Origin of the sequence: Yoonia sediminilitoris, from assembly GCF_003058085.1 — a bacterium.
Taxonomy (GTDB): domain Bacteria; phylum Pseudomonadota; class Alphaproteobacteria; order Rhodobacterales; family Rhodobacteraceae; genus Yoonia; species Yoonia sediminilitoris.
In genome coordinates, this window is sequence record NZ_QBUD01000006.1 from 48,643 (window position 1) to 65,319 (window position 16,677).

Consider the following 16,677-nt stretch of genomic DNA (forward strand, 5'->3'; position numbering starts at 1 on the left):
GAATCTGTAGGGTCAGAGCCCAAGGGCAGCCGAACCCTGGCCCCTGATTCAAATCAGGTCGCGGGGTACAATGAATGCCGCACAGGTCCCGGTTCCCCAATGCAATTGGGCCCAGTCATTGATGTCAAAGTCAATGACGGTCACAGCGCCGGTCGGATAGGCCGGGAATCGGTCATGATCCGGTGGTGTTGCGACCAACAGGTTTGCCGCAATGCCAATCCCCGGGTTATGTCCAATCAACCCAACAGTCTGCACCGTTTGCTTTCTGAGCAGATCAAGCAGCGTACCGGGTGCCGCATGATAGAGGTTTGGATCCAAAAGCAATTCCGGCGCATGTGACAGTTGCGCAAGGGCCAGCTTTGCAGTTTCCAGCGTCCGGGCGGAATCTGAACATAATACCAGATCAGGGCACAAACCCTGACCTGCCATCCAGTCACCGATAGCCGTTGCAGATTTCACCCCGCGATCGTTCAAGACCCGCGCGTGGTCGTCCGCATCAATGTCGTCCCAGCTTGATTTTGCATGCCGGATAAGTATCAGACGCTTTGTCATAGAAAGGCTTTCATGTGGAAGGCGGCTTGTTCCGGCAGGCGTCGCCCTTTGCCGACCGGGCAGGCATGCCGGGCAAGGCAGCCCGCTGTCATGCAGCTGTTTTCTGGCACCCGCAGGTGCGACTTGCAGGCCGCGACGTCATACCCATCAGCAAATGCGTCAACCGGGCAGGCAGACAGGCACGGCATGTCGGAACAGCTGTCGCAGGGTTTGGTGCCGCGGGCTGCCGGCATCTCTGCCTGCACCAGTAGGGCCCCGCGAAAAGACACAAACAAGCCCACTTGCGCATGAACCAGAAACCCGATGGGCGAGGCCCAGAACTGCCCGGTCCGCAAGGCCCATGTGTGGAATGGCTGATAGGGCGGCCCGCCAAACGGGTAAAGCGCGTGCCCCTGATATTCGCTGGCAATCCGGTCCAGATGCCTTCTTGACCAACGATCCAGCGCATCCGGCCCGCCACCTGCGTATTCAGAGCTTTGGCAGAAAGAGACCCAGAAATTGGGCTCGTCCGGCCCGATCAGCAGCAAGCTGCCTGTTTCCGCGGGCAGACCATCGGTGGGCGTTACAGCAAAGCTACCCAGATTTCGCAGGCCGATGTCACCAAGACTGTCGTCCAATTCAGTAGTGGTTTTCTTCATAAATGCGTCCAGCGTGGCGGTATACGTGGGGTCGGGCCATCACTGCCAACGATAACTGCGTTGCTACTGCACTGGTAGATGCCGCTGCCACCACCAAACATGCCTGTGTCCGAAGGAAAGGGGCTGTCAATGGTCTGCCCCATCACGCCAGCCGACCCGACAAGATCATATGTCGCTGTCTCAACCGCCCACGCCCCTGCCCCGCCCGCAAAACTGTCCGTATCAACCTGCCATGTGCCAAGCAGGCAATCATCAATGGCGAAACCGGCGGTGGCAGACAGGCACAGGGCGGCAGCCGTTGGCAAGATACGCATGATGCGCTTTTCCTTTGCGAGACGTCAGCAAACGATAACATGCGCAGCAAATTATGAAATGTCATAAAATCAGCGCGGTTCGCGGATGATCGATCCCGCACCATGTTCGGTGAAAAGTTCAAGCAGGCTGGCGTTTGGCAGACGCCCATCCAGAATCACGACGGCCCGCACGCCCTTTTCCAGTGCCTCAAGCGCTGTTTCGGTCTTGGGGATCATCCCGCCCGCGATTGATCCATCCGCGATCATGGCGCGCACCTGATCTGGCGACAGTTGTGTCACCACTTCGCCGCTGGCGTCTTTGACGCCCGGCACATCCGTCAGCAGCAAAAGCCGGTCAGCCCGCAGCGCGCCCGCGATGGCCCCGGCGGCCGTATCCCCATTGACGTTGAATGTCTCAAGCATGTCCATGCCCGTCGCCACGGGCGCCACAACGGGAATGATGCCCGCACTGAACAAATCGCGCAGCACCTGCACATTCATCTCGACCGGCTTGCCTACAAACCCCAGTTCCGGGCCGTCCGCTTCGGCCACCATCAGGTCATCGTCTTTGCCAGACAACCCAACGGCGCGACCGCCTTCATCCATGATCGCCTGCACGATGCGTTTGTTGACCAGCCCGGTAAGGACCATTTCCACCACTTCGACGGTATTTTTGTCAGTGACCCGCTTGCCCCGGATGAATTCGGATTTGATCCCCAGCTTGTCCAGCATTTCGTTGATCATGGGCCCGCCACCATGCACGACCACCGGGTTCATGCCGACCTGCTTCATCAACACGATGTCGCGGGCAAATTCCGCCATCGCAGTGGCGTCCCCCATGGCATTCCCGCCGAACTTCACTACCACGATTGCCCCAGAATAGCGCTGCAAATAAGGAAGCGCCTCGGAAAGCGTTCTTGCGGTTGCGATCCAGTCACGGTTCATATCTTGGGTCCTTGTCTTCATGCGATACCTGCGATGATGGCGCGCAGTGTCTTGATCCCGTCGCCCTTCTCCGAAGAGGTCAGGATCAGTTCAGGGTATGCGGCGGGGTGTTTGGCCAGTGCGGCGCGAGTCTTGGCCAGACTGTCCTCAAGCGCCTTGCCCTTGAGCTTGTCCACCTTCGTCATGACCACCTGAAATGTCACCGCAGAGCTGTCGAGCAGCGACATGATTTCTTCGTCCACGGCCTTTGCACCGTGACGCGCATCAATCAGCACGAAAACACGGCGCAGGGTCTGGCGCCCGGACAGATATTGTTTCAGCAAACGCTGCCACTTTTCGACGACAGGCAGCGGCGCATTGGCAAAGCCATAGCCGGGCAGATCGACCACATAGATGTCACCCGCCGTGAAAAAGTTGATCTCCTGCGTGCGGCCCGGCGTGTTGGAGGCGCGCGCCAGCCCCTTGCGGCCAGTCAGCGCGTTGATCAGCGAGGATTTACCGACGTTGGAGCGGCCTGCAAAGCAAATCTCGACCCGGTCCGCGGGGGGCAGACCATCCATCGCCACGACACCTTTGACGAATTCAGTTTCGCCTGCGAACAGCAGACGTCCCTTTTCCATCATGGCATCGTCAGGCTGCTTTGCCTCCGGGAAACGCATTTCCATTAATTCAGCACCTCTGCCCTGTCATTTATCGCGATCGTACCGGACTTGGTCACAGTGGCATAGATGCCAAAATTCTGGTGGTTCCAGCCTCTCCGCAATGCATCCAGTGTGTCGGCATCGCGCTTACCGGTGCGCGGATTGGCCATCGTCGCCTTGCAGCGTTGGATGGGGGATTGCACATGTAATTCTGCGCTGCCGATCCGCAGGGTCTTGCCGACCCAATTTTCTTCTTCCCATGCGTCAGTGCCATCAAGCCAGATGTTGCCCCGCCAGCGTTCGGTTTCCAGCGGTTGGCTCAATTGCGCCGCAACTGCTTTGTGGGACGCGCGCGTCATGATCGAAATTGAGGGAAAGTCAGTATCTGTCATGCCTCTTTGCGGGGCGGCGACCACAGCCTGTGGCTGCGCCCGGTCTGCAGGGCACAGGGGCGCGACCCATGACAGGAACCCTGCGTGTTCCGCAGGGTCATCGGGCCGAAAGCTGTGGCTGCCCAGTTGGTCATGCCGCAAGGTAACGGTGCCTGTGGTTTCATCAACTGTCGCCCAAATGCCCGCGAGCGTGGGCGTGCCCGTTGTAATCATAAAATTCCGGCACATGGCCCATTGCGGATCGTCGGCATTCCACTTGCTGGCGTCATGGGTCACGGCCCAACGCCTGTCCCAAGGCATTGTCTGCCCTTGGGCAAGCGTCACCGTTTCAAGCGCCTCGCGGCCGTGACTTTTGATCGGATGCCGCCAAAGCGCGGCGACAGTGACCATTTACTTGTCCTCGGACTTGCCTGTGGTCGCAGATTTGCCCCGCTTGAACCCGGATTTGATGTTTCCAAACACATCAGGTTTGTTCCCGAGGCTCCGCAGGATCACATACTGCTGGCCAAAGGTGATGATGTTGTTGGTAATCCAGTAAACCACCAGACCGGAGGCAAACGACCCAAGCATGAACATAAAGACCCACGGCATCCACGCAAAGATCATCTGTTGCGTCGGATCAGTTGGGGCGGGGTTCAGTTTTTGCTGCAACCACATCGAAACACCAAGCAGGATCGGCAGGATACCAATCATAATCAGCGCAAGGAACGACCCCGGCTCTGGCGCGGCCCATGGCAGCAGCCCAAACAGGTTCATCAGCGATGACGGGTCAGGCGCGCTTAGGTCCTTGATCCAGCCAAACCACGGGGCGTGACGCAATTCGATCGTGACAAAGATCACCTTGTAGAGCGAAAAGAAGATCGGAATTTGCAGAAGAATAGGCAAACAACCGGCAGCCGGGTTTACTTTCTTTTCCTTGTACAGCTTCATCATGCCCTGCTGCATGGCCGCGCGGTCGTCGCCGGCCTTTTCTTTCAGGGCTTCCATTTCGGGCTGCAATTCCTTCATGCGGGCCATGGAAACGGATGATTTATAGGTCAGCGGCAGCACCAGCGCCTTGAGGATAAAGGTCAGCGCAATGATCGACCAACCCATGTTGCCGATAAAGGCATTGAGGTAGTGCAGCAGCGCAAAAATCGGCTTGGTCAGGAAAAAGAACCAACCCCAGTCAATGCTGTCCAGAAATCCTGGAACCGGCGCTTCGGAGTCATCTTGGTAGTTGCGGATCGATTCCCATTCCTTTGCGCCCGCAAAAAAGCGGGTCGAAACAGTCGCCGTACCGCCTGCAGACACCACCTGAGGGGCCATGATTGCTTCGGCCTGATAAATGTCGCGATTGTCGAAATAACGCACGCTGGCCCGGAACGGCGCTTCGGCAGCAGGGATCAGGTTTGTCATCCAATAGTGGTCGGTCCAGCCGATCCAGCCGTTTTGCGTCACTTCCTTGCGCGCGTCGGGCCCATCTGGCTCGAAATCAACGATGTCGTCATAGTCTGTTTCGGTCAACTCACCGTCTGTCATCTGCACCAGACCTTCGTGCAGGATGAAGAAGTTCTTCATGTCGTCAGGTTCGGAATAACGCCGGATCAGGCCATAGGGCCGTGACGTGAAATCACCTGATCCATTGTTGATGACCGACTGATCAAAAGTGAACATGAACTCATCGTCAACAGAGATACGGGTCTGGAACTGCTGCCCCTGCCCGTTGTCCCAACCCAGCGTAACAGGCGTGTCAGGGGTCAGCGTGTCACCTTCGATCAATGACCAGATCGTTTCGTCGTTGGGGGCGCTTTCCGCGTCACCTGTCCAGCCAAACAGCGCCAGATAGGCATCTGTTTCGCCCACAGGCCGCATCAGGCGTACGGTGTCGGCACCCGGATCAAGCGTTTCGCGGTAGTTGGTCAGCGCCAGATCATCTATGCGACCGCCCCGCAGTGACAAGGACCCCGAAAACTGTGCAGTTTCAATTACGACACGCGCCGCGTCGGCACGGTCTGCGGGCGCTGTCGGGTCTGCGGCACCGCCGGACACTGCACCGTCACCGGTACCACTTTCCACAATTGGCACGGTTGACCCAGTTGCCGTTTCGCCCGCGACTTCGGCGGGCACATCGACGGGTGCCTCTGGTGGCGGAAAAATCAAGGTCCAAGCCAGAATAACGGCAAAGCTCAGCACCGTGGCAAGGATAAGGTTCTTGTTCTGGTCGTCCATGCGATAACCGCCCATTTTTCCGCGTCAAAGTCTGGGGGCCGTTCAACCCGCGCAGGGCGCAAAGGTCAAGCGGTTTTGGCCGAATAATGGGCAAATCCCCTAGTTGTTATAGGCGCGGGTCACATCTATTGACCCGATCACGTGTCGTTTTCACCCCTTTCAAGTTTGTTGGCAACATGAACCATTGCATGACCGCAGGTAGCTAACTACCGTCGCGCATTGGGTATTGGAGGAAACTGTGCTTGGCACACTAGACCACAAACTTGACGTAAAGCTGATTGGCCTGTTTTCCATGACAGGTCCCGATGCGCAGTCCGTTCTGCCAAAATCCCGCAAATCGTTGGGGCTTTTGGCGTTTCTGGCCTTCAACTACGACAAGCCAATATCGCGGTCTCGCCTGATTGACCTGTTCTGGCATGACCGTGACCCCGAGCAGGGGCGCGGCAGCCTGCGACAGTGCCTGCATGAATTGCGCAAATGTCTGGGTCCGGACCATCTGGATGCGCTTGAGGTGTCGCGCAATACGGTGCTTTTGCGCTCAGACGGGATCAATTTCGACCTGTGGGACCGTGACGGGCAGCTTGACTATACATTGTGCGAACCCCTTCTGGATGATCTCGACCCCGTCGCACCTGTGTTCGACGACTGGTTGTTTGAATGCAGGCGGGTTGTTCTGGCCGGGCAGATGCGCGAGGCCGAAAAGGACCTTGATGCACTTGATGTTACGCGCGACTCCGAGCAGGCGGAATTGATCGCACAAGCGATGACCACACTTGACCCCACCAACGAACCTGCCAGCCGCAGCCTGATGACCGCCCTTGCCGCACAAGGCAAATTGTCGGCTGTGCGCGCTGAATTCGACCGGTTGGAGCGCGCGCTGAAAGCAGACGGGTTCACTATCACCGAAACAACCAACCTTTTGTTTCGGTCATTGCAGGCCAGCCCGGACAGCCCGACCAGTCAGACAGTCGCCGCACACCCGATCAACCAGATACCCGCCATTGCATTGCAACTGACAAACACGCCCGGCGATGACAGCGTTGTCCAGATCTACGCACAGCCCTTGCTTGACGAATGTCTGATGCGCATGTCCAGCGTGCCAGAGTTGCGCATTGTCGCCCAAAGCGGCGATGATCTGTCTGCGGAAGTCAGCTTTGTGTTCGAATGCGGTATTCGCCAGAAGGACAACATCTGTCTATGTACGTTGCGCCTGATCGAGCGAAACACACGGCAAATCGTCTGGAGTTCGCGGCAGTCGATTGACGCGGACAAGTTTCATGAGCAGCTGGATGTGGTCGCAGATCTGACCACATCGGCCGTCATCGCAGCCATCGAGCGGTTCGAAACCCGACAGATGCACGCTCAAAACCTGCCGCCGCAAACACCCTACGCCTATTACCTGCGCTCCAAGGATACGTTCTTTAAGGCCGCTGATCCGGGCTACGTGAAGTCGGTCGAGGCCGATCTTGTAACGGCGCTTGAGATCGACCCAGAGTTCGAGCCAGCCTGCGCCCAGCTGATACAGATCTGGAACACCGGTGCATTCATGAGCGAACCGGGGCTTGATATGCAGCCCGGGCGGGTCAAGGCGCGCGCCTTGGCCGAAAGGTTACTCACGATCAATTCGATGCATCCAAACGCGCATATCGCGATGTCGTGGTGTCAGATGTGGACGCAAAATTTCGTCTCCGCCGAACGCCATATCGAACGCGCCATCGCATTGGCCCCCTATGAGGCGCACAGGCTGAACGCCATCGGCACCGCGCTTGTCTATCTTGGCCGTCTGGAAGATGCCGAACATTGGTATCATCAGGCACAAAGCCGGATGCTGCACGAACTGGACTACCAGCGTACCGATTACGGAGAGCTTTATTATTTCAAGCGGGATTATGAACTTGCGCTGAGCTGGCTGAACTTCGGCGAACGGCGCGCACCCTACCGCACCCATTTCTGGACCGCCCTGACGCTGGCCCAATTGGGCCACCTGAGCGGCGCAATGGCCGAGGTCGAGGCAATGACGTCATTGGTCGAAAAACGATGGGTCGGCACCACGCCCTGTAATGCCGCGAGCGTTGCAGAGTGGCTGTTGCAAACAGTCCCCCTGCGCCGCGAAACCGACCGCGATGTTCTGCGCGAAGGGCTCAGCAAGATCGGTCTTGGCAACGTGAAGTTCTAGGGGCAACCCCGTTCATTCTGACCCTATGGCTCGAACACCGCGCGGCGCATTCTTTTGTAGGACGGGGTCAGCGGCGGTGCAAAACTTTGGGAGATTGCGGGCAGTTCGCGGGTCTTGTCCTTGGAGATACGGTTAAGCATCGCAATCGCATCAAGGCGCTTTCGTTGCACATGCGCCTGCGCAAGCAGTGTTTGCAGCTTCTCGGCAGCGCTTTGGTCCGTGGACCCTTCGGCAGCAACCTTCGACCATGTGCGTTTGGGGTAATAGATCTTGCGAGATTTCTCGCTCAGCCGTTGGACCTCGAATGCGGTCAGCATACCCCTGTTGCGCAAAGCGTCCAATGTCGCATCAACGTCGACCTGTGCCACGTTCAGCGCAGGGTATCCCAACTCTGCCGGACCATGGTTGACGGCCACCTCGGCATCGGACTCCAGCCTGCCGTCATGGTAGGCCTCAAACACTTCGCCAATACCGATCATTCCGTAGGTTGACAGTTCGCTCGCGCGCAAGGCCCCCATGGAAGCCGCGCCATAGACGTGGCAACCAGCCGACAGCGCCTCAAGGATTTCCTTGTGCAATACCCCCGGACGAGACCCGAAAAACCCATCGACAATTCCGATAAACCGCGGCGGGCGATTGTTCTTCAGTAACCGCAGGACATCGCCACGCCCCACGGGGGGCATGAATTGCATCTGCGGGAATGTTTCGCGGTCCCTTCTGGTCAGGCTTGGTCCGGCAAAGATGATGGCAGAGTTATTCATGGTCCGCGCTCCTGTAACGATTACCGCGCGTTGGACCTTTGCTGGTGAGATACCCAAGACCGGGAACAAAGACGCGCACAACGTGGATCGGTAGATCCGCTTTACTCAGATCGACCACATAGATTTTTTCCAATCCGGCTGCGGTCAGTTTCCGGGTCAGAATATCGAGATCACCCATTGGCGATGTGCCTGCCGCGCACGCATCAAAACATCTTGTCTTGTCAGCGGTTTGCAGGTCTGCGGCCATTTCCAGAAGACGGCCCAGATTACCGTCAGCGATTGTGTCATAGCGGCGATCCGTCAGGTCATCGCGGGCACCCGCGATGCAGGTCAGCCGACTTTGCGCGGCTTCGGTGATCGCGCGCACAAGGGCAGTCTGCGGGTCAAGGTGACAGCCACAGCCCAAGCCCGGTTGCGCCCTCGGCCGCCCATGACCAGGCACGGACTGGTCGACCGAAAACAGGGTCGCACGCATGGCAGGCACGCCAATGTCGTTGGTCAGATCGTGGATAAAGACGTGGAAACCGGCACTTGCGATCAAATCCAACAGGGTCTTTGCATCCCCGGTGCACGCATCCAGCATGTGGGGATGGCACAGACGCGCGGCGCGATCCTGTGGGGTCATGTGGGCGAAATCGGCGATGCAGTCACGCTCGATCAATTCGTGCAGGCCGGACACGATCGCCTCAGTCAGGCTGTTGCCAGACGCCAGACCATTCGTTGTCCGATGAAAACCCTTGTGTTGCGGCGCTTGAGTGTAATCCTTGCCGATCAGATCAATCGGCAGCGCGACTACGCGGTCTGCTATGATGTCGCGCCCCTCCAGAATAGTTAACTCCTGATCCCAGACGGGCGGGTCTGACATCGGCAGACTCTCCAGATCGGTTGCCTCCATCAGGTCCAAGCCGCTGATTTGCTGGAATGGACCATCAAGGTTTTCGGCGTGCCAACCCTCAGCCGCCTCCATCGCGGCAGAAACACGGGCAGCGGGCAGCGTCATGCCCTTGCCCTGCGCCACAGACAAGGACCGCCCCAAAGGCCGAATAGCCTGTGCCACCGGAATGCCGATGCGGTCAAGCCCGGTGATATCGGCAAGCCGTGTTATCCCCATTCTGGGCAGATAGGGCGTGATTTTTTCCAGCGTGTCCTGTGGCGGACAAATCCGATGTTGCCAGCATTTCTGGCGGGTGTCGGTCAGGGCAGTCTGTACCCCGCCCGACACATCGGAAGAGCGCGTCTTAGTCATCAGAGTCTGCTGCATCGCCGAAGTCGGCCGCGTCGCCGAAATCTGCCGCATCGCCAAAGTCGGCCGCGTCACCAAAGTCGGCTGCATCCCCCGAACCCTTGATATTCGCGTCCTCACGCCCCGCGAACACGGCGGAAAAGGCGACCTCTTCCAGCGCGAAATCAGCAAGCTGGTCTTTGGTGATCCCTTCGTCATTGTCGCGGGTACGGCGCAATGCGGCAAGTGCACTGGCGTTTTCGGCCGAGGTCCGCAGAACATAGCAACAGCGCTTGTCATCCGCCGCAAGCCCTAGTGGGACAAAGCCGCGCGCCACAAAATAGGTGCCCACCGGATCATCGGGCTGCCGGAAAACAACCAGATGCGGGTTCCTCAATCCGCCGCCACTTGCCAAATTCACCTCTCCGAACCGCTCGTGGCGCTTTTCCGTGAAATCCTCGACGTTTGTAATGTTGCCCGCCAAGCCGGGAATCACATCATCACCAAGCGGGGTGACGCCCGTGCCGGTCACCTGATTGATCCATTCCTTTGTCGCGATGGCGGCTTTTCCGTTCTGTGTGTAAACAACTGCAAATATTTCTGACATTACTCTTCCCTTGGTTCACATTTCTTGCTGGGCGCCTTGCGCCCTTATTTTGTCGGCTATCTGGGGCAGTTGTTCAAGAAACCGCGCCTTTGCCTGGCTGTCGGGCAGGCTGGCATGAAGTGCCGCACTGATCCGGACCACATTCTCGTCGAATTGAACATCGGACCCATAGCTGATGACATCTGCGCCTCGGGCGGCCGCTGCGGCATCATGCGGGATCATATGCTGAATGACCTCCTGTTGCAGATTGATCAGCCAGCGCAGGTCCGGGCGATCTGCGATGCCAAGCTTCAGCCCGGGATCCCTCAGCAGGGCAAGCAGCTCCCGCGTGCCCCGATCTGCCGTGTGCCCGTCGAAATCGTCGGTATAGCGGATGGCCTGCATCAGTTCAGCCAGTTCACTGTGCTTGAGGATTGACGAAACTTTCTCCGTGGCCGGACCAAAAATCGGGCTTGCGTCGTCTGACTGGTAACTCACAAAAACGGGCCACGCATAAACAGGCCGCCCGACTTTGGGCAAATAGACGGTCTGAAAGGTGAAATCATGCCCGCCGCCGGGATGGTCATGCAGCCAGCCGGGGCGCACAAAGGGTATTGGCGTCCGGAACTCGACCTGCCCGTTGGGCAGCGTTGTAACGCTGGCCCTTTGCAACTGATTCATCCCGCCGCGACCGCCTAGCCGGATCGGCCTGAGTTTGTATTCGTATGACCTGCCGCGTCCGACATCCGACCAAGGGTCGCGGGATTCGCGCCTGACCAACAGGAACAACCGCCCCGACCCGAACCGAAAATCCAGATCATGGCCCATGCCCGTCACCATGTCAGCAGCGCCGCGCATCACGACGGTGCCCGTCAGCGGCTCGTAACAGGTCTTGAGCGACCCGTTCGCGTAATATTTGGCCAGAAAAACCTTGCGGTCGTTTGATCTGTCGAACCGGTCTGGGTCTACATCCAGTTCCATTTTCATCAGAAAATCACCCATGCTCGGGTTTGATTTGATCTTTAGCTTGGCCCGGCGACTATCGGAAAAAGCGCGCTGACCGGCGGCAATCTGGTCAAACGGGGCATGAAACAACTGCATTTTTTCGCGGGCTGTAAAATCAACACCGGCATCGGGCGCAAGGGACGCCTTGAAGGCGCGGTCAGAGCGGACGCTGCGCGCACGACTGCGCGCCGGCGCATCATTGATCGACGCAAAGTAATAGTCCATGACGCTGCCCAGCGGGTAAAAGGCCCCATAGTTGGTCCAAGACCTTGCGTGCGGTTCGCTGCGGCCCAAGGCAGGCCCAAAAAGATTACGCTGCCATGGGTGCGGCAGGTTCAGCAAATGTGTCAGTTCATGCAAGACCGCAAAGCGGATACGGTATCCAATGGCCTTGATATCCGCTTCGCTGGCTGTTGCGTGATCAAAGGGCACGTCGTTTTGCGCATTATAGGCTGTGATATAGCTCGACAGGATTTCATACGGAAAGATCGCGGCAACCGTGCGGTTTTGATGGGTCTGAACAGGGTTTGAAAGGCCCGGCACACGGCCCTGCGGGATATTGTTTTCATCGTCATCATCGTTCAGTGCCGAATAAAAAATATCGAAGGTGAACGGATGCTCTGGCGGGGCGTCCAACGCCCGCAAATAGCCATCAAGGCTGCCCAGAACAGGTTTACCAAAGACCTTGCCACCTTTGATTTTCTCGACCTTTGCGATTTCGACTGACACTCCCGTCTGGCTAAAGCTGTCCAGAACATCAAAATTCTCAGTCTCCGGCAGATATTTCCCCAACGCGAAATCAAGGACATGCTGCATGAACAGGTCCTTATAAAGTGTCTCGTCCAAGGCAGCGCGCAGAAAGATACGGCGGAAGGTGGGGGAATGACCAACCTGTTTCGACAGCGCACCATCCAGCGCTTTTTTGTCCCCGTTTATCAGGGAAAACTGGCAGTCACGAAGCGTGGCTGTTGGGGCAGTCTCATCAAACCGGCATGTGAGTACCAGCTTTTCACGGCGGCGTGTGCGCCCCTTTGATCGGGTCACGGCGCAGACAGCGGCCACGTCCCAACCCAAAGTATCCCTTGGCAGATACAGCGCCTCACTGCGCCAGGACATCATCCATTTGTCGGCGCGTTCATCCTCTGGCGTGGTGCCATCAAACAAGTCACCGCTGATCATGGCGTTGTCAGGATCGACGCGCAAAATCATGAGGCATTGCTTCTGGTGCGCACCACTCTGGAGCGTTACCACCAACTCGTAGCGGCCCTTGCGGGGGACAAGCAGCCCGCAATCCGCACTTTCCGCAGGGGCATAAAGCGTAGGATCATCCAAGAGCTGTTCAATTTGATTCATGCATTTTTCTCTCACCTAAGCCATTCAATGCGCAAACCATGGCCAAGGTTTGTCGATCACAAAAAAAGCTGCGTTGGCACACCATGGGGGACAAACATGGCGGCCAACGCAGGTGACGCGCAAGTCTAGGGGAGGTCAAGAACGCGCATCAAACTTTCAAAACTTTCAATCGTTACGCCGGAAATGGCTGTACTGTCTGTGGGGTGCCACAGCCCGGTCGTCGCACCACGCTGAAGGAGGGCGGAAGCATGATCGTTACTCAAAATACCAACTAACGTCTCTGCCACGAGGGTTGAGCCAAGTGGACCTAATCGTTTGCCCTGTCCGAGGATTTCAGCCTCTTTCAGGATGTAGACACAAAGTGGGGTCTGGCGGGCAAAAGTGCGCACAGCCGTCAGATCTGTTGGTGCGATGACAGGAATCTCTGTACCCTGTGTCTTGTTCAATTGTGCTATGCAGGCCTGCGCGGATGGCAGATTCAACCGCTGGTTCTGGTACAATGTGCGGCTGTCCAGTTTGCGGGATGTCGCTTGGCTGTCTGTGTTGGTCAGATGCGCCAAAGCGGGGGGAATCCCAAGCTTGAACTCCAACGGGATCGGCTGGTGCTCTGGCGCCGCCAACCGGCAGCCTGCCCGAAAGGCGCGGTAGAGGGTGGCACGGCCGTCCAGAACGCGCTTTAACACATCGCGGTCACAAATTTGCGGCAGATAATCGTGCAAGATGAGCCAATGATAATGCAGCCGCACCTCGCGACGTGCCCAGGCATGTACCTGCGCATAATCGTTGTCGGCACGGGGCAGTGGATAGCAATCCACGAATGCGTTGTGCAGACTCAGCAGCGCCAGATGCAGGGCCGATAGGTCTGGCGACCTGTCATTGCGGCTGTCGCCGATGACAGCGCGGTGCAGGTTCAGTGCGCCATCACGCCGGATGAACAATTCACGGGCATCTTGCGGCAAATCCAGAAGGTCTTTGCGTGTGATTGCCTCGTCTGCGCCCTGCTTCATCACCTGATGCAGGCGCACCAGATCGTGCGGCCCTTTCTGGCGCAACGCTGTGGCTGTGGCAGTCGCAGTCACTTCCGTCGGCGTGAACCGGCCAATCCGCATTTTTGCAGGGTCATTGCTGTCGCGCAACAGCGCGCTGAACCTGCGCAACGCGGGATGGGTGACACGCGGATTACCATATATACTGTCCAGCGCCAGACGACCCGACTTTTCATTGACCAGTACATGTCTGATCCGATTGCGGGCGCGCGGCGTGACCTGCGAGCCTGTCACGCGCAGATATTCGGGGTCAGTTGCTGTCTGTTGCGCAATATCGTTGAGGATAAACCGGCCGATATGGGCCATTGCCGCAGGCATCTGCCGTGGGCGTGCCGGTGTCAGTTCCGCGCAAAGCGCGTCAAGGCCGCCCAACGTAGTGTGATCGTAAGCTGCGCCATCGGCATCCGGAAACATATAATCGAAACCGGTGCAGTCGTCGGTGTCATGATCATGATGAGGGGCCCTTTCGTGTGGGGTCATGCAGTACATGCCTATTTGCCTTTGCCGTTAGGTTCTGTTGGTGCCCCGAAGGTCGAAAGCCCCGGGATCAAAGTTAACATCATCAAAAAGCACGCCCGTTAACGCTGGGTCAGCCAAACGCTACTAAATCGTTAAAACGACAGACCCCACGAAATTTGATAAAGCGGTTCAAATCCATATTTGCGCCGAAAAATCACGCAAAAACAGATACCTATAAGAATTTCAAATTTATTAACGTGGATTTGACGCGGGGTTCACCCGCACCTGATTAACTGTCTTTGCAGGCCAATATCGGGGCCAGCCGCACTGCATTCACAGTGTGTTTTGACGGTTAACCCTTGCGTTGCACAGGCAACCTGTGAGGACGATTGAGATGATGAATTTGACTGCATATGACCACACCCGGAGCCGCCAGTACCATCCTGATCCCGCGCTCGGACGCAGGCAGCACGCGGACTATCTTGACAGTCAAAGGCGGATGGCGACCCGCGTGGGGCTGGTTGCCATGGGGTTGCCCGTGCTGCTGGCCGCTGGTGCGCTGATTAGCGCAGCCTGTTTCCACGACTCGATGAGCCACTTTTATTACGCGCCTGTTCTGGGAAGCGTCTTTGTCGGGGGGCTGATATTGATTGGCGCCTTTCTGTTGGCCTACCAAGGCGAAAACAGCACCGAGAAATGGCTCGCGTCAATAGCCGGGATCGGCGCAATTGGTGTCGCGGTCATACCTGCAAACGGGCCCGGGTGCGCAATGACCGAATTGCATCTGCGCACCTCTGTCATCCTGTCGTGGGACGCGGAACTGATGCAGTTTGTGCCCGCGCAAGGCACCCCGATGACATTTGCCATGTTTCAGTATGCCCATATGCTGCATTCCCTCAGCGCAATCGGGCTGTTTCTATTCATGGCCTACTACGCATTCTTTGTCTTTACGCGGGTGGTGCCAGAGCGGCATTTGGAAAAAGACGGCAGGCTGACGCCTGCCAAGGCCGCGCGGAACCGGGCCTATCGTCTTTTTGGCGTTCTGATTCTGATCGGCATGGTCGGTTTGGCAGTGCGCGCCATTCTCTTTCCTCCCCAGCCGACGATTGATCCGGATTGGTGGAACCAGCATAATCTGACTTTCTGGCTGGAAGCGCTGGCAATCTGGGCGTTCGGGCTAAGCTGGGTGGTCAAGGGCCATGGGTGCGCGTTTCTCTGGCCCGACCCACAACCTGACAGACAAATGATGCCGCGGCGTTTAGGTGGCGCCGCGCTTGCTTTGGTGAGCTAGGCCACCTTTTCCAACCGCCACGCCTCCGATCGAGGCTTTTTTTGTTTCAGGATGAGCCGGTTGCCCTGTTTGCGAATGAGGGCGTTGCGCTGGCTCGTTCTGGCGCGCTACGCGCCTGACCCACCGGCAATTGCATCAGATCAACCGGAGACATGGGACGATGCAGTGCATAGCCCTGCACGAGGTCGACACCCGCCTTTTGCAAGCATGCGACATTGGATTCGGTTTCAACCCCTTCGGCGAGCAGCAGAAAGCCATTCGTTCGGGCCAGTTTTTGCAGCGGTCAATGATGATCCTGTTACTGGGCGCGGTTTCGATGTTTTCCACCAGTGACTTATCGATCTTGATCATCTCGCTCGGGTAGCGGGTGATGTAGGCCAGTGGTGAATATCCGCTGGCGAAATCATCGGTCGCTATTCTGATCCCCTGTTTTCGCAACGCAGACAGGTTCCAATGGACTGTTGGACTGTCCAACAGCAATTTGGTTTCCGTGACCTCAAGATACAGCCGGTTCGGGGCAAAACCCGTCCGGCGCAAGGTATCGGCAACGCGCTTTTCCAACGAATCCACCTGTAAATCCGCAGAGCTCATGTTGACGGTCAGGAAGCAGTTCGCGGGCCACCAACGCGTCTTTGCCAAGGTTTTCCGCGATTTTCCGGGCAAGTTCCCGGATCAATGCATCACCGGCGGCATGACCGAGATGATCATTGATTGTCTTCAGGTTGTCGGCGTCCGCAAAGATCATAACCGCACGGTTTACGACAAAGTCCGTTTCGGCCAAACGGGCCAGCGCGCGCTTGTTCAACTCGTTAGTGTTTAACAGTCCCCTCATGGTGTCATGGGTTGCCAGATGCAGAATCTTGGCGTCGGCCGTTGCCTCTGCGGTGACATCCTTGACCTACCCGCGTCAGGCTTGCCGGCCAGCCGGATCACCCGTGCGCCCTTTGTTTTCAAATGATTTCAGATGTTCTGGAAATCTTGCCCGTCGAAGGTTGCAGCGCACTCATCATCTTTTCAAAGTTTGCATTCAGCGTTGCCGCACCTGAAAGCTCAAGAATACCGCGCAAATTTGTCGGTGTTCTGTCGGGCGCGCGCGGACTCGCTGC

16 protein-coding genes and 1 pseudogene are annotated in these 16,677 nt (G+C 57.4%); 2 read left to right on the forward strand and 15 right to left on the reverse strand.

What is annotated here, in order from left to right; genetic code table 11:
- Nucleotides 1-48: 48 nt before the first annotated feature.
- From C8N45_RS12580 to yidC, 7 genes are all read right to left on the reverse strand, one after another.
- On the reverse strand, nt 49-552 hold the full coding sequence (locus C8N45_RS12580) for a SixA phosphatase family protein (protein ID WP_108386612.1): 504 nt from the start codon (nt 550-552) through the stop codon (nt 49-51).
- A complete protein-coding gene (locus C8N45_RS12585) occupies nt 549-1,190 on the reverse strand; it encodes a ferredoxin (RefSeq protein ID WP_108386613.1) in 642 nt (213 codons plus the stop codon). The genes C8N45_RS12580 and C8N45_RS12585 overlap by 4 nt, the downstream gene beginning before the upstream one ends.
- A complete protein-coding gene (locus C8N45_RS12590; protein WP_108386614.1) occupies nt 1,187-1,504 on the reverse strand; it encodes a hypothetical protein in 318 nt (105 codons plus the stop codon). Before C8N45_RS12590 ends, C8N45_RS12585 begins: the two co-directional genes overlap by 4 nt.
- A 69-nt stretch (nt 1,505-1,573) precedes the next feature.
- A complete protein-coding gene (gene argB / locus C8N45_RS12595; protein ID WP_245882654.1) occupies nt 1,574-2,428 on the reverse strand; it encodes an acetylglutamate kinase in 855 nt (284 codons plus the stop codon).
- Nucleotides 2,429-2,445: 17 nt separating this feature from the next.
- The gene (gene yihA, locus C8N45_RS12600; RefSeq protein ID WP_108386616.1) at nt 2,446-3,093 is read right to left on the reverse strand and encodes a ribosome biogenesis GTP-binding protein YihA/YsxC; all 648 of its coding nucleotides are present in this window, start codon (nt 3,091-3,093) and stop codon (nt 2,446-2,448) included.
- Nucleotides 3,093-3,851 carry an MOSC domain-containing protein gene (locus C8N45_RS12605; protein ID WP_108386617.1) on the reverse strand — a complete coding sequence of 253 codons (759 nt, stop codon included), beginning with the start codon at nt 3,849-3,851 and terminating at the stop codon, nt 3,093-3,095. Before C8N45_RS12605 ends, yihA begins: the two co-directional genes overlap by 1 nt.
- Nucleotides 3,852-5,672, reverse strand: coding sequence for a membrane protein insertase YidC (gene yidC, locus C8N45_RS12610; protein ID WP_108386765.1), 1,821 nt, complete (start codon nt 5,670-5,672; stop codon nt 3,852-3,854).
- 238 nt (nt 5,673-5,910) lie between these two features.
- On the opposite strand from yidC, the gene C8N45_RS12615 reads away from it, so the two are divergent.
- Nucleotides 5,911-7,848: an AfsR/SARP family transcriptional regulator gene (locus C8N45_RS12615; protein ID WP_133175976.1), complete on the forward strand. Its 1,938-nt coding sequence runs from the start codon at nt 5,911-5,913 to the stop codon at nt 7,846-7,848.
- A gap of 23 nt (nt 7,849-7,871) precedes the next feature.
- Here C8N45_RS12615 and C8N45_RS12620 read toward each other — a convergent pair whose 3' ends face one another.
- The 5 genes from C8N45_RS12620 to C8N45_RS12635 all read right to left on the reverse strand — a co-directional run bounded on the left by C8N45_RS12620 (nt 7,872) and on the right by C8N45_RS12635 (nt 14,301).
- Nucleotides 7,872-8,609 (reverse strand): TfuA-like protein, encoded by a 738-nt coding sequence (locus C8N45_RS12620; RefSeq protein WP_108386619.1) that lies wholly within the window; start codon nt 8,607-8,609, stop codon nt 7,872-7,874.
- Nucleotides 8,602-9,855 (reverse strand): YcaO-like family protein, encoded by a 1,254-nt coding sequence (locus tag C8N45_RS23250; RefSeq protein WP_168769472.1) that lies wholly within the window; start codon nt 9,853-9,855, stop codon nt 8,602-8,604. Before C8N45_RS23250 ends, C8N45_RS12620 begins: the two co-directional genes overlap by 8 nt.
- Nucleotides 9,848-10,438 carry a hypothetical protein gene (locus C8N45_RS23435; protein ID WP_181868938.1) on the reverse strand — a complete coding sequence of 197 codons (591 nt, stop codon included), beginning with the start codon at nt 10,436-10,438 and terminating at the stop codon, nt 9,848-9,850. Before C8N45_RS23435 ends, C8N45_RS23250 begins: the two co-directional genes overlap by 8 nt.
- 15 nt (nt 10,439-10,453) lie before the next feature.
- Complete coding sequence (locus tag C8N45_RS12630; protein WP_108386620.1) at nt 10,454-12,775, reverse strand: hypothetical protein; 2,322 nt, start codon at nt 12,773-12,775, stop codon at nt 10,454-10,456.
- A 125-nt stretch (nt 12,776-12,900) separates the two neighbouring features.
- Complete coding sequence (locus C8N45_RS12635; RefSeq protein ID WP_108386621.1) at nt 12,901-14,301, reverse strand: peroxidase family protein; 1,401 nt, start codon at nt 14,299-14,301, stop codon at nt 12,901-12,903.
- Nucleotides 14,302-14,674: 373 nt separating this feature from the next.
- Here C8N45_RS12635 and C8N45_RS12640 point away from each other — a divergent pair, with 373 nt between their 5' ends.
- On the forward strand, nt 14,675-15,571 hold the full coding sequence (locus C8N45_RS12640) for a hypothetical protein (RefSeq protein WP_108386622.1): 897 nt from the start codon (nt 14,675-14,677) through the stop codon (nt 15,569-15,571).
- Nucleotides 15,572-15,617: 46 nt separating this feature from the next.
- On the opposite strand, the gene C8N45_RS24105 is transcribed toward C8N45_RS12640, so the two are convergent.
- From C8N45_RS24105 to C8N45_RS12655, 3 genes and pseudogenes are all read right to left on the reverse strand, one after another.
- Nucleotides 15,618-15,851, reverse strand: a complete 234-nt coding sequence (locus C8N45_RS24105) for an EAL domain-containing protein (RefSeq protein ID WP_108386623.1) — start codon at nt 15,849-15,851, stop codon at nt 15,618-15,620.
- 59 nt (nt 15,852-15,910) lie between these two features.
- A pseudogene (locus C8N45_RS24110) lies at nt 15,911-16,162 on the reverse strand (EAL domain-containing protein); the annotation flags it as partial.
- The gene (locus C8N45_RS12655) at nt 16,068-16,430 is read right to left on the reverse strand and encodes a GGDEF domain-containing protein (protein ID WP_309498963.1); all 363 of its coding nucleotides are present in this window, start codon (nt 16,428-16,430) and stop codon (nt 16,068-16,070) included. The pseudogene C8N45_RS24110 and the gene C8N45_RS12655, both read right to left, overlap by 95 nt.
- Between the last annotated feature and the right edge of the window lie 247 nt (nt 16,431-16,677).